19 protein-coding genes and 1 other RNA gene are annotated in these 21,833 nt (G+C 68.4%); 12 read left to right on the plus strand and 8 right to left on the minus strand.

Annotated features, from left to right (window positions below):
• The first annotated feature begins 20 nt into the window (after positions 1-20).
• The 4 genes from ACTJKH_RS14510 to rnpB all read left to right on the plus strand — a co-directional run bounded on the left by ACTJKH_RS14510 (position 21) and on the right by rnpB (position 3,316).
• Positions 21-443: a YchJ family protein gene (locus tag ACTJKH_RS14510; protein ID WP_440737499.1), complete on the plus strand. Its 423-nt coding sequence runs from the start codon at positions 21-23 to the stop codon at positions 441-443.
• Between the two features lie 34 nt (positions 444-477).
• Positions 478-1,209, plus strand: coding sequence for a zinc ribbon domain-containing protein (locus ACTJKH_RS14515; protein ID WP_440737500.1), 732 nt, complete (start codon positions 478-480; stop codon positions 1,207-1,209).
• Between the two features lie 25 nt (positions 1,210-1,234).
• The gene (locus ACTJKH_RS14520; protein WP_440737501.1) at positions 1,235-2,929 is read left to right on the plus strand and encodes a bifunctional 3'-5' exonuclease/DNA polymerase; all 1,695 of its coding nucleotides are present in this window, start codon (positions 1,235-1,237) and stop codon (positions 2,927-2,929) included.
• A 30-nt stretch (positions 2,930-2,959) separates the two neighbouring features.
• An RNA gene (rnpB, locus tag ACTJKH_RS14525) (RNase P RNA component class A) lies at positions 2,960-3,316 on the plus strand.
• Between the two features lie 64 nt (positions 3,317-3,380).
• Here the strand turns inward: rnpB and ppgK are convergent.
• Positions 3,381-4,127 carry a polyphosphate--glucose phosphotransferase gene (ppgK, locus tag ACTJKH_RS14530; protein ID WP_440737502.1) on the minus strand — a complete coding sequence of 249 codons (747 nt, stop codon included), beginning with the start codon at positions 4,125-4,127 and terminating at the stop codon, positions 3,381-3,383.
• Between the two features lie 70 nt (positions 4,128-4,197).
• On the opposite strand from ppgK, the gene ACTJKH_RS14535 reads away from it, so the two are divergent.
• From ACTJKH_RS14535 to ACTJKH_RS14550, 4 genes are all read left to right on the plus strand, one after another.
• Positions 4,198-4,413: an SPOR domain-containing protein gene (locus tag ACTJKH_RS14535; protein ID WP_210098084.1), complete on the plus strand. Its 216-nt coding sequence runs from the start codon at positions 4,198-4,200 to the stop codon at positions 4,411-4,413.
• A 2-nt stretch (positions 4,414-4,415) separates the two neighbouring features.
• Positions 4,416-5,753 (plus strand): type I glutamate--ammonia ligase, encoded by a 1,338-nt coding sequence (gene glnA / locus ACTJKH_RS14540; RefSeq protein WP_042541155.1) that lies wholly within the window; start codon positions 4,416-4,418, stop codon positions 5,751-5,753.
• Positions 5,754-5,762: 9 nt separating this feature from the next.
• Entirely contained in the window at positions 5,763-8,738 is a 2,976-nt protein-coding gene (locus ACTJKH_RS14545) for a bifunctional [glutamine synthetase] adenylyltransferase/[glutamine synthetase]-adenylyl-L-tyrosine phosphorylase (protein ID WP_440737503.1), read from the plus strand.
• Between the two features lie 69 nt (positions 8,739-8,807).
• Positions 8,808-9,725 (plus strand): diacylglycerol/lipid kinase family protein, encoded by a 918-nt coding sequence (locus ACTJKH_RS14550; RefSeq protein ID WP_440737504.1) that lies wholly within the window; start codon positions 8,808-8,810, stop codon positions 9,723-9,725.
• Here the strand turns inward: ACTJKH_RS14550 and ACTJKH_RS14555 are convergent.
• Entirely contained in the window at positions 9,712-10,860 is a 1,149-nt protein-coding gene (locus tag ACTJKH_RS14555; RefSeq protein WP_440737505.1) for an AI-2E family transporter, read from the minus strand. The genes ACTJKH_RS14550 and ACTJKH_RS14555 overlap by 14 nt on opposite strands.
• A 131-nt stretch (positions 10,861-10,991) precedes the next feature.
• Between ACTJKH_RS14555 and ACTJKH_RS14560 the strand changes: the two genes are divergently transcribed.
• Positions 10,992-11,492: a GNAT family N-acetyltransferase gene (locus ACTJKH_RS14560; RefSeq protein ID WP_440737506.1), complete on the plus strand. Its 501-nt coding sequence runs from the start codon at positions 10,992-10,994 to the stop codon at positions 11,490-11,492.
• Positions 11,493-11,539: 47 nt separating this feature from the next.
• On the opposite strand, the gene ACTJKH_RS14565 is transcribed toward ACTJKH_RS14560, so the two are convergent.
• A complete protein-coding gene (locus tag ACTJKH_RS14565) occupies positions 11,540-12,361 on the minus strand; it encodes a hypothetical protein (protein WP_440737507.1) in 822 nt (273 codons plus the stop codon).
• A 125-nt stretch (positions 12,362-12,486) separates the two neighbouring features.
• On the minus strand, positions 12,487-13,911 hold the full coding sequence (gene glnA, locus ACTJKH_RS14570; RefSeq protein ID WP_140037208.1) for a type I glutamate--ammonia ligase: 1,425 nt from the start codon (positions 13,909-13,911) through the stop codon (positions 12,487-12,489).
• 160 nt (positions 13,912-14,071) lie between these two features.
• On the opposite strand from glnA (ACTJKH_RS14570), the gene ACTJKH_RS14575 reads away from it, so the two are divergent.
• On the plus strand, positions 14,072-14,458 hold the full coding sequence (locus tag ACTJKH_RS14575) for an RDD family protein (RefSeq protein ID WP_210099192.1): 387 nt from the start codon (positions 14,072-14,074) through the stop codon (positions 14,456-14,458).
• A 6-nt stretch (positions 14,459-14,464) separates the two neighbouring features.
• Here ACTJKH_RS14575 and ACTJKH_RS14580 read toward each other — a convergent pair whose 3' ends face one another.
• Positions 14,465-14,944 carry an ATP-dependent zinc protease family protein gene (locus tag ACTJKH_RS14580; RefSeq protein ID WP_259162628.1) on the minus strand — a complete coding sequence of 160 codons (480 nt, stop codon included), beginning with the start codon at positions 14,942-14,944 and terminating at the stop codon, positions 14,465-14,467.
• 27 nt (positions 14,945-14,971) lie between these two features.
• On the opposite strand from ACTJKH_RS14580, the gene ACTJKH_RS14585 reads away from it, so the two are divergent.
• A complete protein-coding gene (locus tag ACTJKH_RS14585) occupies positions 14,972-16,159 on the plus strand; it encodes a RimK family alpha-L-glutamate ligase (protein WP_056307480.1) in 1,188 nt (395 codons plus the stop codon).
• Between the two features lie 51 nt (positions 16,160-16,210).
• Here the strand turns inward: ACTJKH_RS14585 and ACTJKH_RS14590 are convergent, their stop codons facing one another.
• Positions 16,211-16,921 carry a DUF4191 domain-containing protein gene (locus ACTJKH_RS14590; RefSeq protein ID WP_259162624.1) on the minus strand — a complete coding sequence of 237 codons (711 nt, stop codon included), beginning with the start codon at positions 16,919-16,921 and terminating at the stop codon, positions 16,211-16,213.
• Between the two features lie 163 nt (positions 16,922-17,084).
• Between ACTJKH_RS14590 and ACTJKH_RS14595 the strand changes: the two genes are divergently transcribed.
• Entirely contained in the window at positions 17,085-18,605 is a 1,521-nt protein-coding gene (locus tag ACTJKH_RS14595) for a hypothetical protein (protein WP_440737508.1), read from the plus strand.
• An 8-nt stretch (positions 18,606-18,613) separates the two neighbouring features.
• On the opposite strand, the gene sucB is transcribed toward ACTJKH_RS14595, so the two are convergent.
• A complete protein-coding gene (gene sucB, locus ACTJKH_RS14600) occupies positions 18,614-20,392 on the minus strand; it encodes a 2-oxoglutarate dehydrogenase, E2 component, dihydrolipoamide succinyltransferase (RefSeq protein WP_440737509.1) in 1,779 nt (592 codons plus the stop codon).
• Positions 20,393-20,459: 67 nt separating this feature from the next.
• Positions 20,460-21,833: a dihydrolipoyl dehydrogenase gene (gene lpdA, locus ACTJKH_RS14605; protein WP_440737510.1), complete on the minus strand. Its 1,374-nt coding sequence runs from the start codon at positions 21,831-21,833 to the stop codon at positions 20,460-20,462.

Genomic DNA, 21,833 nt, shown 5'->3' on the forward strand with positions numbered 1-21,833 from the left:
CGCCAGCGTACGCTTGTGCCGTGACAGGAGAGCGAGACGCGGCGGTCGGTGACGGCATCACCGGCGATGCGACCAGATGCCCGTGCGGGTCGGGCGATGTCTTCGGCGGATGCTGCGGACCGCTGCTCGCGGGGTCTGCAGCCCCGACGGCCGAGCGCCTGATGCGGTCCCGGTTCACCGCGTTCGCGCTGCGCGATGCGGCATACCTTCGCGCGAGCTGGCATCCCTCGACCCGCCCGGCGGTGCTCGACCTCGATGACGACCTGGTCTGGAAGAGGCTCGTGATCGTCGATCGCGTCGCCGGCGGGCCGTTCGATCGTGAGGGCGTCGTCGAGTTCGAGGCGTTCTTCCGCCAGGGCGCAGAGCGTGGATCCCTGCACGAGCGCAGTCGCTTCGTACGGGAGGGACGCTCGTGGCTGTACCTCGACGGGCAGGTCGGGTGATGCACGCGACCGTGCAGCGACTAGATTTGAGAGCGTGAACGCCAGCCCAGAACACCAGCGCATCCTGCTCGACGTCGCCGACCTGGACCGGCGCATCGCGCAGGCGGAGCGCGCACGCACCAAGCCCGCACAGGGAGCTCGGATCACCGAGCTCGTCGCCATCCGCCAGGAGCAGCTCCGTGAGCTGACGGCTCTCACCGGCACGCGCGACGACGTACGCACCGAGCTCACGCGCCTCGAGGCCGACGTCAGGCTCGTCGAACAGCGTCGTGCTCGCGATGCCGATCGGCTCGCGACCGCGACCAACCCCAAGGACGCGCAGGCGCTCGAGCACGAGATCGCCAGTCTCCTGAAGCGCCAGAGCGATCTCGAAGACATCGAGCTCGACGTGATGGGTCGTGTCGAGGACGCCGATGCGGCAGTCGCGGCCCAGCAGGCACTGCTCGCCACCACCACCGCCGAGGGAAGCGCGCTCACCGCGCAGGCCAAGGCAGACGTCGCTGCGGCCACCGAGCTGGGGGCGCAGCTGACGCGCGACCGCGAGGCGGTCACCGCAGCCCTTCCCGCGCCGCTGCTGGCGGAGTACACGCGGCGGACGGCCAACAGCGCCGGCGCTGCGCTGCTCACCCGCGGAACGTGCGAGGGGTGCCGCATGCTCCTTCCCGGCACCGACCTGAACGACATCCGGAACGCCGCAGACGACCTCGTCGTCTCGTGCCCCGAGTGCGGCTGCATCCTCGTCCGCACCGAGGAATCCGGGCTGTGATCCCCGCGCCGTGCGCGCGGCGGCGGTGACCTCTCAGAGGCCTCCGGAACGCCGTGTCGCACTGCTGGCCCGGGCCGGCGGATACACGGCGGTCGAACTCGGCGCGGACGATTCCGAGATCGGACGCGTGGAGCTCGAGGCTGCCGAGATGCCGGCGTGGGTCGCGGCTCAGGAACACGAGAACGCGCCGCGCTGGGTGATCCGCAGTGCGCGAGAGATCTACCCGGTGCTGCTCGATGCCGGTGTGCTCCTGGGGCGTTCGCACGACCTGCTGCTCTGTCACGCGATCCTCCGCGACACCGACAAGGTGGCGCGGCCTCTCGCGCCCTCGGCATCGTGGGTGCGACGCGACCCCGTCGACGAGGCCCCGGCCCTCTTCGACGTCGTGGAGCAGAGCGACTCGGGCGACCCCGTGGGCGACGCCCTCGACCAGTACCGCGAGCAGCGCCGGGTGCTTCGCGACGGCAAGGACGGCCGGCTGACGCTGCTCGCCTCCGCGGAATCCGCCGGGGGACTCATCGCCGAGGAGATGCGCGCCGCGGGCGTGCCGTGGAACGAGTCGGTGCACGACGGCATCCTCACCGAGATCCTCGGCACGCGCCCGGTCGCGGGTGGTCTTCCCAGCCACATGGTGGCGCAGGGCGAGCGGGTGCGCTCGATCCTCAGCGACCCCACGCTGAACCTCGAGAGCCAGCCGAAGCTGCTCCGGGCGCTGCACCGGGTCGGAGTGCAGGTCGAGTCGACCAGCCGGTGGGAGCTCGCCCAGCATAGCCACGCGGTCGTCGAACCCCTGCTGGCGTACAAGAAGCTGTCGCGGCTGCTCAGCGCGAACGGGTGGGCGTGGCTCGCCGAGTGGGTGCATGACGGTCGCTTCCGGCCGATCTACATCACCGGCGGCGTCGTGACCGGGCGCTGGGCATCCGCCGGCGGGGGAGCCCTCCAGCTCCCGCGCAACCTGCGCGCGGCCGTGCGCGCGGACGAGGGGTGGACCCTCGTCGTCGCCGACGTCGCGCAGCTCGAGCCGCGGATGCTCGCCGGCATGGCCGGAGACCGGGCGATGGCGAAGGCTGCGCAGGGCAAGGACCTCTATGCCGGGGTCGTGGAATCCGGGGCCGTCGCCACCCGCGAAGAGGCCAAGTACGCGGTGCTCGGCGCGATGTACGGCGCGACGACCGGCGACAGCGGCCGCCTCGTCCCTCGTCTGCGCAAGGTGTATCCGCGCGCCATGGCTCTCGTCGACAAGGCCGCGCGATTCGGGGAGGACGGGGGAGTCGTCTCGACCTGGCTCGGACGCTCCTCGCCTCGTCCGTCCGCGGAGTGGGAGGCGATGCAGGCGCGTGCGACGGATGCCGACGCCGATCCCGCGGACGTCGCTCTCGCGCGGCGCCGTGCGAGGGACTGGGGCCGGTTCACCCGCAACTTCGTGGTGCAGGGCACGGCGGCTGAGTGGTCGCTCATCTGGCTCGCCGAGATCAGGCACCGCCTGCAGGCGCTGCCCGATGCGGAGCGGCCCGCGGCGGCATCCGGAGTGTTCCGTTCCCGCGCGCACCTGGCGTTCTTCCTGCATGACGAGGTGATCCTGCACGTTCCTGCCGATCAGGCCGAGGCGGCGGCGGATGCCGTGCGCGACGCCGCAGCGGTCGCCACCCGACGGCTCTTCGGCGGCTTCCCGATCGACGTGCCGCTCGATCTGCGCATCGCGGAGTCGGCCGAGAAGTAGCCGCGGCTCGACGTAGACTGGGACTGCGAATGGGTCGACTGGACGGCCGCGTGGCGGGCAACCGCACCGAGGAACGTCCGGGCTCCTCAGGGCAGGACGGTGGGTAACGCCCACCCGGAGCAATCCGCGAGAAAGTGCCACAGAGAGCAGACCGCCCCGCAAGGGGTAAGGGTGAAAGGGTGGTGTAAGAGACCACCGGGGGCCATGGTGACATGGCCCGCCAGGTAAACCTCGTCCGGAGCAAGGTCAGACAGAGGATGTTGACGCGGCTCGCCGAGTCCTCGGGTAGACCGCTAGAGTGCCACGGCAACGTGTCGCCGAGAGAGATGGCCGTCGAAGGGGCGAAGAACCCCGGAACAGAACCCGGCGTACAGGTCGGCCCATTCGTCCAGACATGCAGAAGGCCCCGCCGATCCGGCGGGGCCTTCTTCGTCGTGGTCGAGGATGCCGTTCAGTCTCCGGCGAGCGACGCCGCGCCGATGATGCCCGAGTTGTTGCGGTGGATCGCGGGGACGATCGGCGTCTTGAGATCGAGCAGCGGCAGGAAGTCTCCCGCGTTCTTCGACACGCCGCCGCCGACGACGAACAGGTCGGGGCTGAACAGGAACTCGATGTGCGAGTAGAACTCCTGCAGACGCTCGGCCCAGTCGGCCCAGCTCAGGCCTTCGCGCTCGCGCGCCGACGTCGCCGCGTACGTCTCCACCGACTCGTACTTGCCGAAGTTCAGATGACCGAGCTCGGTGTTGGGCAGGAGCACGCCGTCGTAGAGGAACGCCGAGCCGATGCCCGTGCCGAGGGTCGTGAGGAGCGTGAAGCCGCGCACATCGCGGGCTGCGCCGTGGCGGGCCTCGGCGACGCCGGCGGCATCCGCGTCGTTCACGAAGACGATGTTGCGACCGAGACCGTCGCGGAAGAACCGCTCGGCGTCGAAGTCGACCCATTCCTTCGAGACGTTCGCGGCCGAGAGGGTCTTGCCGCGCTTGACGATGGCGGGGAACGCCACGCCGAGGGGAAGGGTCGAGTCGTGCACGTCGAGGGTCTTCAGGACCGTCTTCACGGCCTCCAGCACGTCCTGGGGCGATGCGCCCTCCGGCGTGGGGACACGCACCCTGTCAGAGGCCATGATGCCGTGCTCGAGGTCGACGATGCCTGCCTTGATACCCGTGCCGCCGATGTCGACGCCGATCGCTTTTGCCATGGTCGATAGCTTAGCGACCGTCGTCAGCGCCAGTAGGATCGATGACACCACGTGATGAAGGGGATCTGCCATGTCGAACGGCGATGAGAAGTACTGGTACAACCTGGAGACCGGTCAGGTGGAGTTCGGCATGATCTCGCCGTCCGCCGACCGAGTCGGACCCTTCGACACGGAAGCCGAGGCGAGCCGTGCGCCCGAGAAGCTCCAGGAGCGCTCGCGCGCCTGGGCCGACGAGGAAGCAGCCGAGAGCGGCTGGGACGCCGGCATCGGCAAGGGCGCAGAGTGACCATGGACAAGCAGAGGGATTTCGTCCTCCGGACGATCGAGGAGCGCGGCGTCAAGTTCGTGCGCCTGTGGTTCACCGACGTCATCGGCACGCTCAAGTCCGTCGCCATCGCCCCGGCCGAGGTCGAGGGCGCATTCGCCGAGGGGATCGGCTTCGACGGCTCTGCGATCGAGGGCCTGACCCGCAGCTACGAGTCCGATCTGCTCGCGCAGCCCGACCCCACGACCTTCCAGACCCTGCCGTGGCGCGGTGAGATCGACCCCACCGCGCGCATGTTCTGCGACATCACGACGCCCGACGGTCGCCCGGCGGTCTCCGACCCCCGGCACGTGCTCAAGCGCACCCTGGCCAAGGCTGCGGATGCCGGCTTCACGTTCTACACGCATCCCGAGATCGAGTTCTACCTGCTGAAGTCGTCGTCGTTCGGTCCGGAGGGGCCCGTGCCCGTCGACTCCGCCGGCTACTTCGACAACGTGCCCGGCGGCACGGCGCACGACTTCCGTCGTCGCTCGGTGCGGATGCTCGAAGACCTCGGCATCTCGGTCGAGTTCAGCCACCACGAGGGCGGCCCCGGTCAGAACGAGATCGATCTCCGTTATGCGGATGCGCTCACCATGGCCGACAACGTGATGACCTTCCGCACGGTCATCAAAGAGGTCGCGATCGAGCAGGGCGTCTACGCGACGTTCATGCCGAAGCCCCTCAGCGGTCACCCCGGAAGCGGCATGCACACCCACATGTCGCTGTTCGAGGGCGAGCGCAACGCGTTCTACGAAGAGGGCGCCAAGTACCAGCTTTCGAAGACGGGCCGTCACTTCATCGCCGGCCTGCTGCGGCACGCCAACGAGATGGCTGCCGTCACGAACCAGTTCGTGAACTCGTACAAGCGTCTCTGGGGCGGTGACGAGGCTCCGAGCTTCGTCACCTGGGGGCACAACAACCGTTCGGCGCTCGTGCGCGTCCCGATGTACAAGCCGAACAAGGGCGGCTCGTCTCGTGTCGAGTACCGCGCGCTCGACTCGGCGGCCAACCCGTATCTCGCCTACGCGCTCATGCTCGCTGCGGGCCTCAAAGGCATCGAGGAGGAGTACGAGCTTCCTCCCGAGGCCGAGGACAACGTGTGGTCGCTGAGCGATGCCGAGCGTCGCGCGCTCGGCTACTCGGCGCTGCCGGCGAGCCTCGACCACGCACTCGAGTACATGGAGAGCTCCGAGCTCGTCGCCGAGACGCTCGGCGAGTCGGTCTTCAACTACGTGCTGCTCAACAAGCGCAAGGAGTGGGAGGCCTACCGTGGCCAGGTCACCCCGCTGGAGCTGAAGAACAACCTCGAGCTCCTCTGAGAGTCGCGCATGGCCCGTTCGGACGACTCCGTCTCTCTTTCCGCGCTGGCCAGGCTCGGTTTCGCCGAGCTCAGCGAGGCTGCGGCCAACCTCGCTGAGCTGGCGACCCTTCTCGGCATCGATCGGTCGGTCCTGCTGGGTGAGGCCGACGGAGCCGACCCCGATGCCGCGGTCGAGGGCATGCTCCGTGTCGCGCGTCGCGACGCGGCGCCGATCGCCGCCCTGTTCGCCGACCCGGGTTCGCGTCAGCGTGTCTGGCGGGTGTTCGGGGCGTCACAGGGATTCGCGGACTTCTTCCTGCGACACCCCGACGAGATCTCGGTGCTCGGCGAATCGACGGTCGCCCTACCGTCGGCAGAGACTCTTCGCGAGCGGATGCTGGATGCGGTGGGGGCGCACGACGGCTTCGCCGACTCCGGAGACGATGCGGCGATCGTGACGCTGCGGGTCGCCTATCGGCGCAATCTCGCGGTGATCGCCGCCTTCGATCTCACCGCGCACAGCCCGGTGCGCATCGTGGGCGACGTGGCGGCGGCTCTCGCCGACATCGCCGGTGCTGCGCTCGAGGCCGCGCTCGCTGTCGCACGCCGTCGTCTCGCCGACACCCTGAGTCGTGAGCACGTCGCGGCGACGCAGCTCGCGATCATCGGCATGGGCAAGGCCGGTGCGCGCGAGCTGAACTACGTCAGCGACGTCGACGTGATCTTCGTCGGCGGCACGAAGGACGAGGAGACCGTGTCGGAGGCGCGGGCGATCGACATCGCCACGCGTCTCGCACGGGAGACGATGCGGGCACTCAGCGGGATCGAGGTCGAGCCGCCCCTGTGGGAGGTCGATGCGGCCCTGCGCCCTGAGGGCAAGCAGGGTGCTCTGGTGCGGTCCCTCACGTCCCATCTGGCGTATTACGACCGGTGGGCCAAGAGCTGGGAGTTCCAGGCGCTGCTGAAAGCACGACCCCTCGCGGGCGACCCCGACCTCGGGGCGGAGTACATCGCCGCAGTGCAGCCCAAGGTCTTCTCCAGCGCAGCACGGGAGAACTTCGTCGACAGCGTGCAGCGCATGCGCGAGCGGGTCATGGAGCACATCGACCCGGAGGATGCTCCGTACCAGCTCAAGCTCGGCTCCGGCGGGCTTCGGGACATCGAGTTCACCGTGCAGCTCCTGCAGCTCGTGCACGGCCTCACAGACCCGCGTCTGCGCACACGCGGGACCCTCGAGAGCCTCGATGCCCTCGTCGAGGGCGGATACATCGGTCGAGCCGAGGCGGCGTCGTTCGCTGACGACTACTGCGTCCTGCGACTGATGGAGCACCGACTGCAGCTCACCGAGCTCAGCCGCACCCACCTGATGCCGCGCACTCCCGCAGGGCTGCGCGTGCTCGCCCGCAGCACCGGTCTCGGAGAGTCCGGCGAGGCGATCTGGGCCCGGTGGGAGAGCGTGCGGCGAGAGGTCCGCGACATCCACACGCGGCTGTTCTATCGCCCGCTGCTCAGCGCTGTGGCTTCGCTTCCCGAAGAGGAGCGCACGCTGTCGACCGCTCAGGCGCACGACCGCCTCATGGCGATCGGGTTCCGCGACCCCGCCGGCGCGCTGCGGCACATCGGCGCGCTGACCACGGGCCTCAGTCGCAAGGCGACGATCCAGCGGCACCTCATGCCGGTGATGGTGCGATGGTTCGCCGACGGCAGCGACCCCGACTATGCCCTCGTCGCATTCCGCAGGATCAGTGAGCGACTCGGCGACACCCCGTGGTTCCTTCGGATGCTGCGAGACTCGTCGGGGGCGGCCGAGAGCCTCACCCGACTCCTGTCGTCATCGCGGTACGTCGGCGAGCTGATGGAGTGGATCCCCGAATCCGTCGCCTGGCTCGACAGCAGCGAGCTGCTCCGCCCGCGCAGCGGCGCCGCCATCGACGAGGAGGCGCGAGCGATCCAGACCCGTCACGCGAGTGTCGGTGATGCGCTGCAGGCCGTCCGCGCGCTGCGGCGCCGCGAGCTGCTGCGCACCGCGATGGGCGGGGTACTCGATGTGCTGACGATCGAGCAGGTCGCCACGTCCCTCACCGAGATCACTGACGCGACGATCCAGGCCGCGCTGCGAGCCGTCCGCCGAGAGCTGGTCCCCTCCGAAGACGAGGCGCTCGACTTCGCTGTGATCGGCATGGGCCGTTTCGGCGGAGCGGAGCTCGGATTCGGATCGGATGCCGACATCCTGTACGTATACGACGCGAACGGCGTGGATCCGCAGCGGGCGCAGACCCTCGCGACGCGCATCGTCTCCGGGCTGCGTGAGCACCTCACCGACCACCGGGTGCCGCTCGATCTCGATGCCGACCTGCGACCGGAGGGGCGGAACGGCCCGGTCGTGCGCTCGATCGAGGCATACGCGGAGTATTACCGGCGCTGGTCGCTGTCGTGGGAGGCGCAGGCGCTTCTCCGCGCGCGCGGCGTGGCCGGCAGCACCACACTCATCGAGAAGTTCACGGCGCTCGCCGACAGCATCCGCTATCCGGCTGAGATCGATCTGCAGGGCACCCGGGAGATCAAGCGCATCAAGGCGCGCGTCGAGGGGGAGCGGCTTCCCCAGGGCGTGGATCCGAGACGCCATCTGAAACTCGGCCCCGGCACCCTCAGCGACGTCGAATGGCTGGTGCAGCTGCTCCAGCTGCAGCACGCGCATGAGGTGCCCGAGTTGCGGACGACCTCGACGCTCGCGGCCCTCGATGCCACCGTCGACGCCGGGTTCGTTCCGGCGGAATCCGCCGATCTACTTCGCGAAGCATGGCTCCTTTCCAGCCGCCTGCGTTCTGCCATCACGCTGTTCACCGGCAAGACGAGCGACGTGCTGCCCACCGACCCGCGCGAGCTCGACGCGATCGGCCGGCTGCTCGGCTACCCCGACCGCTCGGCGAGCGTGCTCGACGACGACTACCTCGGCGTCACCCGACGTGCCCGCCGGGCCTTCGAGCATCTCTTCTACGGGTAGCGGTTTCGTCTCCCGTCAAGGGATGGCGCGTCGTTTGCCTTTTGGGGGCGGTTCCCACAGGCTGAGCCCATGACGATCTCGAAGCTCGGTGTGATCTGGAACCCCTCGAAAATCGATGAGGACAAGCTGCGCGCCGCCGTGTCCGACACCTTCGCCGATTCCGAGGTGGAGTGGTGGGAGACCAGCGTCGACGATCCTGGTCGGGGAATGGCGACGCTCGCGGTCGAGGCGGGTTGCGACGTCGTGGTCGCGGTCGGCGGCGACGGCACCGTGCGAGCGGTCGCAGAGGCGCTCGCGGGCACCGAGACTGCGCTGGGCATCGTGCCGCAGGGAACGGGCAACCTCCTGGCTCGCAATCTCGAGATCCCGCTCAACAGCATCCCTGCGGCGCTGAAGCGCGTCCGCGACGGCGAGCCGAAGAAGATCGACATCGGTTGGGTCGAGCTCGACGGCACCGAGCACGGGTTCGTCGTGATGGTGGGCTTCGGCATCGACGCGCAGATGCTCGTCGAGACTGACGACGACCTCAAGGACAAGGCGGGCTGGCTCGCGTACGTCGAGGCCATGGGCCGCGCACTCGCCGGCACGGAGATGACCGACATCACGGTGACCCTCGACGATGGCGACGCGCAGGAGCTGCGCGGGCACACCATGCTGATCGGCAACTGCGGCATGGTGCAGGGCGGCATCCGCCTGCTTCCCGACGCCGTCCTCGACGACGGCCTCCTCGACATCCTGCTGGTGAGTGCCGACGGGCCGCTCCAGTGGCTCGACACCGTGCGCTCGTTCGTGTGGGAGAACGGCATCCGGCGCATCCTCGGTGGTGTCGACGAGGCGGTCAGCACCGACTCCACGCGTCACATCTCGGCCGAGAAGGCGACGATCGAACTCTCGTCGCCGCTGGCGTTCGAGATCGACGGCGAAGAGGTCGGCGAGGTCTCGACGTTCTCCGTACGGGTCCAGCCCGCGGCCCTCACCGTTCGCTGAGGGTCCCCGGCGGCACGACCTTGCTGTCCTGAGTGGGGAAGACGACCTTCTGCACGATGATGATGATGCTGGCGGCGACGGGGATCGCGACCAGCGCGCCGAGGATTCCGCCGAGCGCGCCGCCGGCGACCGCTGCGATCACCACGAGGGCGCCCGGTACAGCGACCGCCTTGTTCATGATCCGCGGCGACAGGATGTATGCCTCGATCTGCATGTACACGAGGTAGTAGATGAACGCGATCAGCGCGGTGACGGGGCTGACGATCAGGCAGATCAGCGAGTTGATGATCGAGGCGCTCAGGGTGCCGACGAGCGGGATCATCGATCCGATGAAGGCGATGAGGGCGAGCAGCGCCGGAACAGGTGCGCCGATGATGCTCAGCACGATGAGGCTGAGGATGCCGTTGACCAGCGCGAGGCTGGCCTGACCGATCACGTAGCGTCCGACGGCACCCGAGACGTCGTCGAGCAGACCGCTGAACGTGTCGCGCTGGTACGCGGGGACGAAGCGTGCGGCCACGCCCTTCATGCTCCGCAGGGATGCCATGAAGTACAGGGTGAGGATCAGCACGATCGTGACGCCGGTGAATCCTCCGGCGATCCCGGCGCCGACGGCGAAGACTCCGCCGCCGATGTCGGCGAGGTTGCCGGGGTCCTGGAGGAACGACAGGACGCCGTTCGCGGCATCCTCGAACGTCGAGCCGAACTGCGCGTTGAGGTCTTTGAACCACCCGGACGCCATGATGTCCTTGACCATCTGCGGTCCGTTCTCGATCAGGTTCGCGACCTGCTCCACGAGGATCGGGACGATCGCGAGGATGATGCCCGCGAACGCGAGCACGACCCCGGCCACGACGATGGCGACGGCCGCAGGGCGGGGGAGCCTGCGCTCGAGGAACGAGACGATCGGATCCAGGCCCAGGGCGAGGAAGATCGCCACCCCGATGTAGACCAGCACGGTCGCGAGCTGATTGACGATGCCGCCGAGCATCAGGGCGACGAGCACGCCGAGCGCGCCCAGCAGACCGTACATGAACGGGTTGATGCGGGCGATGGCTGCGGCAGCGGTCTTGGGCTGCGCCGGGGGAGTCTCGCTCGTATGCCTCAGCTGCTGCTTCTCGGTCTTCCGGCGCATGGCGTCGTCCCCTCTGTTGATCCCGACCTCTCAGTGCACCACCCGGAGCCTTTCGAAGCAAGCGCGACACGGGCACGGTCGGGCGCGAGAGGCGGGTGCGTGATGTCCGAGGTCTGTGAGATCGTGCGGAGATGGAGACTCTCACGCTCAGACCGTGGTCCGACGGCGACCGCGATCTGCTCCGGATCGCGAACACCCCGGAGATGACAGAGCACCTGAACGGGGTCGAGACCGAGCAGCAGCTCATCGAGCGGAGCGAGCGCTACCTCCGCCTGTGGCGCTCGGGTGAAGCCAGGATGTTCGTCATCCAGGACTCCGCGCAGCGAGCGCTGGGGTCGATCGGCTACTGGCGTGCGGACTGGCGTGGCGAGCCCGCTTTCGAGACCGGTTGGTTCGTGGTGCCGGAGGCCCAGGGGAGGGGCGTCGCCTCACGCGCCCTCGGGCTCCTGATCGACGACGCTCGAGAGCACCGCAGCAATCGGCGATTCCTCGTCGCGTTTCCCTCGATCACGAACCCGGGGTCCAACGGCGCCTGCAGACGAAGCGGTTTCGAGCTGGCAGGCACTTTCACCGAGGAGTTCCGCGGCGCCGATCTGACGATGAACGAGTGGGTGTTGGATCTGACTCGGTGAAGGCGGCGGACGAGGGCACCGTCAGATCGCCCTCGGCCGGAACACCGTCAGCCGCTCTCATTTCGACCACGACGCCGACGCCTGAGCGGTGCACCGAGAGAGGCGGAACGCAGACGGCTTCTCGGAGGAATCCGTGTACGAGCTCGCGACGGCTCCTGCGTGCGGGCATCCGATGGTGCGTCGAGGCGGAGTTCGGACTCGAGCCGTGCTGCTTTCTCTGCGACGAAACGGGTGTGGCGCCGGCGTCCGACGAAGACGCCCAGCAGCACGGCGCCGAGGGTGAACACGTGCAGCACCAGCGTCCCGAGGTACAGGGGGATCGCCTCCGGCGCGCCGATCGAGCTCAGGGTCACGACCAGGATGACGACTCTCGCGGCGACCATGCCGAGAACCGCGACGCTGGCCATCGCATAGGGCCGCGGGTCGAGATAGTGGCTCGCGTAGGTCGCCATCAGGAACGATGCGACGAAGATGGCCAGGACGACGAGCCACCCCACCCCCGCAGGTGCATCCGGCGGAACGATCGCGACGAGGAGCACGCCGAGGGCCGAGTCCACGGCGAGTATCGAGACGGCGAGGAGCAACACCACCGAGGAAACGGGACGACGAAGTTCGCCGTGCTGCAACCGCCGAAGATCAGCGCTCTTGTCCCGACGTGCACGAGTGCCGACCAAGCCGATGACCGCGGGGATCCCTGCGGTTGCGCTGACTATCACCCCGGTGATGTCACTGCCGATTCCGAGGACCGAGCACAGGAGCGTGGCGGCGATGCCGGCGCCCACCGCGACGAGCGCCAGCACATGGCCCTGTCTGCTCTGCGCCAGGGCGGCGGCGTCGTCCATCGAGATCACCCCCAGTGTGATGAGCAATGGTCGACCCGCGAGTCCATGGATGTCAAGGCCTGGAGATCCGCGTTCGCGATTCCAAAAAGACGAAGGCCCCTCCGCGCGCTCGATGATCGAAGCGCGGAGGGGCCGAAGCCTGGTCGGTGTGCTTAGACGCCGAAGTACAGCTCGTACTCGAACGGGTGCGGGCGCTGAGCCATCGGCAGGATCTCGTTCTCGTACTTGTACGAGATCCAGGTCTCGATGAGCTCCTCGGTGAACACGCCGCCCTCGAGGAGGAACTGGTGGTCGGCCTTCAGCGCCTCGAGCGAGTCCAGCAGGGAGTTCGGAACCTGCGGGATGTTCTTCGCCTCCTCGGGGGGAAGCTCGTAGAGGTCCTTGTCGACGGGCTCGTGCGGCTCGATGCGGTTCTTGATGCCGTCGAGGCCGGCCATGAGCTGCGCGGCGAACGCGAGGTACGGGTTGCCCGAAGCATCCGGTGCGCGGAACTCGATGCGCTTGGCCTTCGGGTTGGAGCCCGTGATCGGGATGCGGATCGCAGCCGAGCGGTTACCGGCCGAGTAGACCAGGTTGACGGGGGCCTCGAAGCCCTTGACCAGACGGTGGTAGCTGTTCAGGGTCGGGTTCGTGAACGCGAGCACCGCGGGAGCGTGCGCGAGCAGGCCGCCGATGTACCAGCGAGCGATGTCGCTGAGCTGGCCGTAGCCGGCCTCGTCGTAGAACAGCGGCTTTCCGTCGTTCCACAGCGACTGGTGCGTGTGCATGCCCGAGCCGTTGTCGCCGTAGAGCGGCTTCGGCATGAAGGTGGCGACCTTGCCCCACTCTTCGGCGGTGTTCTTGACGATGTACTTGAACTTCAGGATGTCGTCCGCCGAGTGCACCATGGTGTCGAAGCGGTAGTTGATCTCCTGCTGGCCGGCGGTGCCGACCTCGTGGTGCGAGCGCTCGAGGATGAACCCGGCGTCGATCAGCTTCAGGGTGATGTCGTCGCGCAGATCAGCGGTCTTGTCGACCGGGCTGACGGGGAAGTAGCCGCCCTTGTACGGGGTCTTGTTGGCGAGGTTTCCGCCCTCTTCCTCACGACCGGTGTTCCACGCGGCCTCTTCGGAGTCGACCTTGTAGAAGCTCTCGCCGGCGGTCACCGAGTAGCGCACGTCGTCGAAGATGTAGAACTCGGCCTCGGGGGCGAAGACCGCGGTGTCGGCGATGCCGGTGGAGGCGAGGTACTTCTCGGCCTTCTTGGCGACCTGACGCGGGTCCTTCGAGTAGATCTCACCCGTGCGCGGGTTGTAGATGTCGAACACCATGACGAGAGTGCTCGCCTCGCGGAAGGGGTCGACGTAGGCCGTGGTCACGTCCGGGATGAGCTGCATGTCGGACTCGTGGATGCTGGCGAATCCGCGGATCGAGGAGCCGTCGAACAGCTGGCCGTTGACGAAGAAGTCCTCATCGACGGTGGACGCAGGAATGTTGAAGTGCTGCTGGACACCAGGGAGATCAGTGAATCGGATGTCAAGGAACTTGACGTCGTTCTCCTTGATGTAGGTGAGCACCTCGGACGAATCTTTGAACATGTACGACTCCTGGATTGCGGATCGATGGCTTCACGGCCATTGTGCACAGTACGTGCGGGGCGTTACCCCACGGTATCGACTTTGTTTCCGGCATGTTACGCGCCGGTAGGCTTGAGACGTGACGGACGCAGTGAACACGTACCCGGGTGAGCGACTCGGAATGCCGCAGACAGGAACCGGCAGCATCGCCCGCCCCGGCCGGCGGATCGGTGCTCTCCTGATCGACTACCTCGCGGCGACGATCATCGCGACCGGCTTCCTCGGTTACGACCAGTTCGCGCTCCCCAGCGAGGCGGGACTCACGCAGTTCGCCCCCATGGCGGTGTTCGCCGTCCTGCAGATCCTGTTCATCCCGACTGCCGGGGGAAGCCCGGGGCATCGCATCCTCGGCATGCGGATCGTCCGTCTCGGCGGCGGCTGGGTCGGGCTGTGGCGTCCGATCGTGCGCACACTTCTTCTGGTGGTGGTGATCCCCGCCGTGATCTGGGACGCCGACCAGCGGGGTCTGCACGACAAGGCGACCGACCTCGTGCTCATCCGCGCCTGAGCGGACTCACTCCTTGCCGCGGTTGCGGCGTCTGGCCTCTCGTGGCGCGCGTCCGCCGAGGAACGATCGTGCCGGATCCACCATGTAGCCCTGGCGCAGGGCTTCGCGGCCGATGAGCATCCGGAAACCCATCTCGTCCCGATTGCTCAAGGTCACCTCCGCGAGCACCTCGCGGTCGTGCAGTCGGATGAGCATCTCGACCACGAGTCTTTCCTGCGCGTGTCCGGACGAGCTGCGGATCGCACGGCGATCGTGCACGGGAGATTCGACGACCACGGCGTCCTCCTGGCTGTCCTGCCAGGGCTTCACCCGGAAGCGCACCCACGACACGCCGTCTCGCTCGAACTCCTGGATCTCGAATGCGTGGAGCGAGGAGGTACGTGCGCCGGTGTCGATCTTGGCCTTGAGCCAATCGACGCCGAGATCGGGCAGGCTCACCCATTCTCGCCACCCGATAAGAGTGTTTGAATGGGATGACTTACTCACCCGACCATCCTGGCAGGAAATCCCCCCGTGAAGATCGCAGTGCTCTCCCGCGCGCCGCAGGCGTACTCCACCCAACGACTGCGTGCGGCCGCGCTCCAGCGTGGTCACACCGTCAAGGTGCTGAACACGCTGCGCTTCGCGATCGATCTCACCGCGGATGAACCCGACCTGCACTATCGGGGCCGGCAGCTGAGCGACTACGACGCGATCCTGCCGCGCATCGGCAACTCGATCACGTATTTCGGCACAGCGGTGGTGCGGCAGTTCGAGCAGATGGACGTCTACACGCCGAACACCGCCAACGGCATCTCGAGCGCGCGTGACAAGCTCCGCGCGAACCAGATCCTGTCCAGGCACAACATCGCGATGCCTCCCACGGCCTTCGTGCGAAACCGTGCCGACGTCCGGCCGGCGATCGAGCGCGTCGGCGGTGCTCCCGTGGTGATCAAACTGCTCGAGGGCACCCAGGGCATCGGAGTGATCCTCGCGCCGCAGGTCAAGGTGGCCGAGGCGATCATCGAGACCCTCCACTCGACCAAGCAGAACGTGCTGATCCAGAAGTTCATCTCGGAGAGCCGCGGCCGCGACATCCGCGCGCTCGTCGTGGGGGACCGAGTGGTCGCGGCGATGCGCCGGTCGGCCGCGGGAGACGAGTTCCGCTCGAACGTGCACCGCGGTGGATCCGTCGAGGCCGTCGAGCTGGATCCGATCTACGAGCGGGCAGCGGTGCGCTCCGCCCAGATCATGGGACTCCGCGTCGCGGGTGTCGACATGCTCGAGGGAGACGACGGGCCGCTCGTCATGGAGGTCAACTCCTCACCCGGTCTGCAGGGGATCGAGACCGCGACGAAGCTCGATGTGGCAGGAGCCATCATCGACTACATCGCCGGTCAGGTCGCCTTCCCCGAGATCGACGTGCGCCAGCGCCTCACCGTCTCGACGGGCTACGGCGTCGCGGAGCTGATGGTGCACGGGGCCGTCGACCTCGTCGGCAAGACTCTCGGCGAGGCGGGGCTGTGGGAGCGTGACATCACGGTGCTGACACTGCACCGCGGCGTCTCGGTCATCCCGAACCCCCGCAAGCATGTCGTGCTCGAGGCGGATGACCGCCTGTTCTGCTTCGGCAAGCTCGACGAGATGCGCTCCATGGTTCCCGAGCGTCGCCGTCGCCGCGCCAAGGTGCGCCGACTTCCGCGCCAGCCGCTCTCGGAGTGAACGAAGAAGCGCGGCCGCTNCGCTTCTTACGTCTGCGGGTGCGCGTGCGGGTCAGCGCGGACGCTGCGCGCGGACTTTGGTCGGATCGATGCCCTTCGGGATCGGCAGCGACGAGATCGACTGCGACACCGACTCGATGCGCCGGATGACTGCAGCCATCGTGGCCTTGTCGATCACCTTGGGAAGCTTCTTGATGGTCTTGGCGAGGTCGGCGATCGCCACGTCGTCGTCGCCGTGCCCGACGTAGATCACGGTCACGGGCACGCCGTGCGCGACGCGGGCGGCCTTGCTGCGCTCGTCGTTGACCAGACGGGTCAGGCGCCCGCGCGAGCCCTCTCCGACGACCACGACGCCGCCGCGGCCGACGGTGCGGTAGACGGCATCCTGCGTCTTCGGGTTGATGCCCACCGGCGTCTCAGAACCCTGCCAGTTTCGACCGAGGCTCGTGCTGATCACGTGGCCGGTGGCGCCGGGCATCCCGTCGATCTTCTGGTACATCGCCGACGTCGACAGGCGCGTCATCAGGAACATCGCTCCCAGCACGCCGAGCATCAGACCGGAGATGCCCCAGAGGATGAGGGTCCACACCTGGAACGGAGGGATCAGGTAGCCGACGATGAGTCCGAGCAGGACGCCGACGACCAGCAGCGCGATCTGCGCCCAGGGCAGCCAGGGGTAGATCTCCCTCGTGAACTTGAAGAGGGACTTGATCTGGGAGAAGAACCCCGGACGCTTCTCGGGCGCGGACGAACGGTTTGCCATGTCCATAAGAATACCGACTCTCGGATGCGCTCATGTCGTCGTTCGCGTCAGGCGGATTCATCACGCCGAGCAGCCGCCCTGCACCATCACTGAGATGGCCGAGATCCGTCCACAGGGGCCACTCTGCCCGCTGCAGCGTGTGGCGATCCGGTGACATGGGCGAATGGCAGTTGCAGACGCGCGAGGGCGCACGACGGGGCTCGTGCCGGGCGCCCACCGGGTGATCAGACATCTCGACGCCGGCGAAGGACCCTACGCCGGTGCATTGGTGAGTCGCGGCGAATCGGTCGGGGTGCTGATCGATGCGGCCCAGATCGCCGGCTGGGCGGGATGGGAGCACGCGGGGGCCGAGCACGTCGCGGGCCCGCTCGACATCGCTCGGCGAGCGGACGGCCACGACGTCCTCCTTCCGTGGTGCAGTGAGCGCGTCGCGGCCTTCCTCGGGAGGCGTGCGGCGGCCGCGACGCCGCTGACGCCGGGCGAGGCCACCACGATGGTCGCCAGCATCCTGAGAGGACTGGGCGAACTCACCCGCACGGGCGACCACGCGGTCTCCGGCGAATGGTGGCTGACCGATGACGGGCGCCCGATGTTCGTCATCGGCGCGGGTGAGGACGCGCGCACCGCAGCCGCTCGCCTCATCGGCCGGATGCAGCGGGAATGCGCGGACCGGTCGCTGAGTCGTCTGCTGACCGAGGTGAGAGAGGGGTTGAGCACGAACGGAGACCGCCCGGGGATGCCGCAGCGTCTGCTCGATCGCTGGGAGAGCGAGCTGTTCGCGATCGCTGCTCCGCGACCGATCGGTCGCGATGCACACGCGCCGGAGCGTGCGCGGGACGTCGACGTGGCTCGACGCGTGACGATGTCGGCTGAGACGAGGCGCGCGGCGCGAAGCGGGGGAGACGAGGGCTTCGGCGGGCGACGGGCTGCCTCGGGAGTCGGGCGCGCTGTGCGGGTGCTGGGGCGTCGGCTGAGCGAGGTGAGGGTCTCTCTGCAGGATCGACTCCGTGACGCGACAGCGCGCGGCTGGGCGAACCGGCGACCGGGACGCGCCGAGCAGCGAAAGACACCGGGCCACGTCTCCGAGTCGGCTCCGCCGCGTCACGAGAGCGGTGAGCGCGGACGCCGAGGACGCATGGTCGTCGTCGCGGTCGGAGTGGCCGTCGTCGTGCTCGGAGTGGGGCTCAGCTGGCCGGGCGGCGCAGGGGAGGAGTCGGGTGGGGCGACCGATCGGCCGTCCGCGACGACGGGCCCGGTCGGCGCCGCACCGTCGGCAGAGCCCACGGTCGCCGTCGGCGAGGTCGAGGTGTCATCCGGCCCGTCGCCGCAACCGTCGTCCGAGTCGCCGGACGAGCGGGCGAGTTCAGACGACCCGCTGGCGGCGGCTCGTGGTGCGCTGTCGTCGGTGCTGCGTTGCGCAGAGGCTGGCGACATGATCTGTGCTGAGGCCGTCGCGGGGGGATCGACGGGAGTCGTCGAGGCGTTGATGACGCACGCGGAGGCCGAGCCGACGCTCTCGCCGGTCGATCAGTACGGCGATGTCGCGGTCGTCCGGGTCACGTGGACCGCTGCGGAGGGAGACACGGAGTCATCGCGCGGGGAGGAGCAGATGATGGTGCTCGCGCGGGTGAATGAGAAATGGCTGGTCCGCGACGCCTACGACGTCGCGGACCAGCCAGAGTGATGCTGAGGTCAGGCTCCGAGCTGAGCGGCGAACTGCGCCGACTCGAGGCGGGCCTTGACGGCGCCCAGGAAGCGGGCAGCGTCCGCACCGTCGATGATGCGGTGGTCGTACGACAGCGCGAGGTACACGTACGAGCGCACGGCGATCGCATCGGTACCGCCGACCTTCACCAGGCCCGGGCGCTTGACGACGGTGCCCGTGCCGAGGATCGCGGACTGCGGCAGGAACACGACGGGGGTGTCGAACAGTGCGCCACGCGAACCGGTGTTGGTCAGCGTGAACGTGCCGCCGGCGAGCTCGTCGGGCTTCAGCTTGTTGTCGCGGGTGCGCGCAGCGAGATCGGCGATCTCGTGAGCGATCTCGGCGATGTTCTTCGACGCGGCGTCGCGCAGGACGGGCGTGAGCAGACCGCGCTCGGTGTCGACGGCGATCGACACGTTCTCGGACTCCGGGTAGACGATGTTCTCACCGTCGACCGTGGCGTTCACGATCGGGAAGGCGCGCAGCGCCTCGGCGGCAGCGAGTGCGAAGAACGGCAGGAACGACAGCTTGTCGCCGGTCTTCTCGAGGAACGAGCCCTTGACGCTGTCGCGGTATTCCGCGAGCGCGGTGACATCGACCTCGACAACCGTCGTCAGCTGAGCGGTCTGCTGCATCGACTCGACGGCGCGCTTGGCGAGGACCTTGCGCAGACGCGACATCGGCTGCGTGGTTCCGCGCAGCGGCGAGACCTCGAGCGGGGCCGGTGCGGCGGGCGCTGCGGCCGCAGCGGGTGCGGATGCGGCGCTCTCGGCGGCCTTGAGGACGTCTTCCTTGCGGATGCGTCCACCGACACCGGTGCCGGTGACGCCGGCCAGGTCGACGCCCTGCTGCGAGGCCAGACGGCGCACGAGCGGGGTGACGTACAGGTTGTCGCTCTCGGTCGGGAGGGACAGCTTCGACTCGGCGGGTGCCGGTGCGGCAGCGGGTGCCGGAGCAGCGGCCGGTGCCGGAGCCGCGGCGGGCGCCGGTGCGGCAGGTGCGGGAGCCGCGGCGGGCGCCGGTGCGGCAGGTGCGGGAGCCGCGGCGGGCGCCGGTGCGGCAGGTGCGGGAGCCGGAGCAGCAGCGGGTGCCGGAGCCTCGGCTGCCGGCGCAGGAGCCTCTGCCGGAGCCGCGGGTGCAGCACCGGAGCCGACGCGTGCGAGTACGGCGCCGACGGCGACGGTCTCGTCTTCGGCGGCCACGATCTCCTGCAGCACGCCGGCGACGGGCGAGGGGATCTCGGTGTCGACCTTGTCGGTGGAGATCTCGAGGAGTGCCTCGTCGACCTCGACGGTGTCGCCGATCTGCTTCAGCCAGCGGGTGACGGTGCCCTCGGTGACGCTCTCGCCGAGCTCGGGGAGGACGATGTCGGTGGCGTCTCCTGCCGGTGCGGCGGCCGGTGCTGCCTCTGCAGGCGCGGGCTCTGCCGGTGCGGCGGGCGCCTCGGCCTGCGGCGCGGCGGGCTCGGGTGCCTGCTCGGCAACCGGAGCGGCTGCGGCAGGAGCATCCTCGGCGGGAGCGGAGTTGCTGCCGTCGCCGATGCGCGCGAGCAGCGCGCCGACCTCTACGGTCTCGTCTTCGGAGACGAGGATCTCCTCGATCACTCCGGTGACGGGCGACGGGATCTCGGTGTCGACCTTGTCGGTCGAGATCTCGAGCAGGCCCTCATCCGCCTGAACGGTGTCTCCCACCTGCTTGAGCCAGCGGGTGACCGTACCCTCTGTGACGCTCTCGCCGAGAGGGGGGAGGACGACGGATGTGCTCATGACTGAGTCTCCTTCAAGAAGTTAAATGACGCGTGTCTAGCTTAGTGAACTGTGCACCGGTTGGTGTTCAGAGGGCGTGCAGTGGCTTTCCGGCGAGCGCGAGGAAGGCTTCGCCGAGTGCTTCGCTCTGCGTGGGATGCGCATGGATCAGCGGCGCGATGTCCTCGGGGTGAGCCTCCCACGCGACGGCCAGCTGGCCCTCGGTGATGAGTTCGCCCACGCGATCGCCGAGCAGATGGACGCCGATGACGGGGCCGTCCTTGAGCCGGACGACCTTGACGAGGCCGCTCGTTCCGATGATCTCGCTCTTGCCGTTGCCCGCGAGGTTGTATTCGTAGGCGACGACGGCGTCCGTGCCGTGCTCGGCGACGGCCGCCTCTTCGGTCACTCCGACCGACGCGACCTCGGGGCTCGAGTACGTGACCTTCGGGATCTGGATGTCGGGGATGTTGGCGGGAGAGAGCCCGGCGATCCGCTCGGCGACGGCGATTCCCTGCTGGAAGCCGCGATGCGCGAGCTGCAGACCCGGGGTGATGTCGCCGACGGCCCACACTCCGGGGACGCCCGTGCGCAGATCCTGATCGACCGTGACGAATCCTCGGTCGAGGGCGATGCCGGCCTCTTCGAAGCCGAGATCGGCTGTCACCGGCCCGCGGCCGACTGCGACGAGCAGGTAGTCGGCGGAGAACTCCTTGCCGTCGTCGAGCGTCACGGTCACCGATCCGTCGTCCTGCGTCGCACTCTGGAATCGGATCCCGAGCGAGTACTGGATGCCGCGGCGCCGGAAGGCGCGCTCGAGGCCCTTGCTCATCGCGATGTCCTCGTTCGGGACGAGATGCGGAAGAGCTTCGATGATCGTGACCTCGGCCCCGAACGACCGCCACACGCTCGCGAACTCGACGCCGATGACGCCGCCGCCGAGGATCAGCACGCGCTCTGGGATGACGTCGAGCGCCAGCGCCTGCTCGCTCGTGAGGATCCGGCCGCCGATCTCGAGACCCGGCAGCGTGCGGCTGTACGAGCCGGTGGCGAGGATGACGTCGGTGCCGACATAGACGTCGTCGCCGACGCTGACCGAGCGGTCCGCGTTGAGACGGCCGGCGCCGGCGACCGTCGTGATGCCGCGGGCCTTCACCAGCCCCTCGAGACCCTTGTACTTCTTCGCCACGATGCCCTCGCGGTAGGCGCGCACCCCGGCGGGATCGATGCCCTCGAGCGTGGCGGAGATGCCCACGTGAGCCGCATCCCGCACGTGCTCGGCCACCTCGGCCGCGTGCAGGAGTGCCTTTGTGGGGATGCATCCCCGGTGCAGGCAGGTGCCGCCGACCTTGTCCTTCTCGATCAGCGCGACGGACTTGCCGAGCTCGCTCGCGCGCAGTGCTGCGGCGTATCCGCCGCTTCCGCCGCCCAGGACGACGATGTCGAAGGTGTGCGTGGTCAT

The organism is Microbacterium sp. 22215, assembly GCF_052045655.1.
Taxonomy (GTDB): domain Bacteria; phylum Actinomycetota; class Actinomycetes; order Actinomycetales; family Microbacteriaceae; genus Microbacterium; species Microbacterium phyllosphaerae.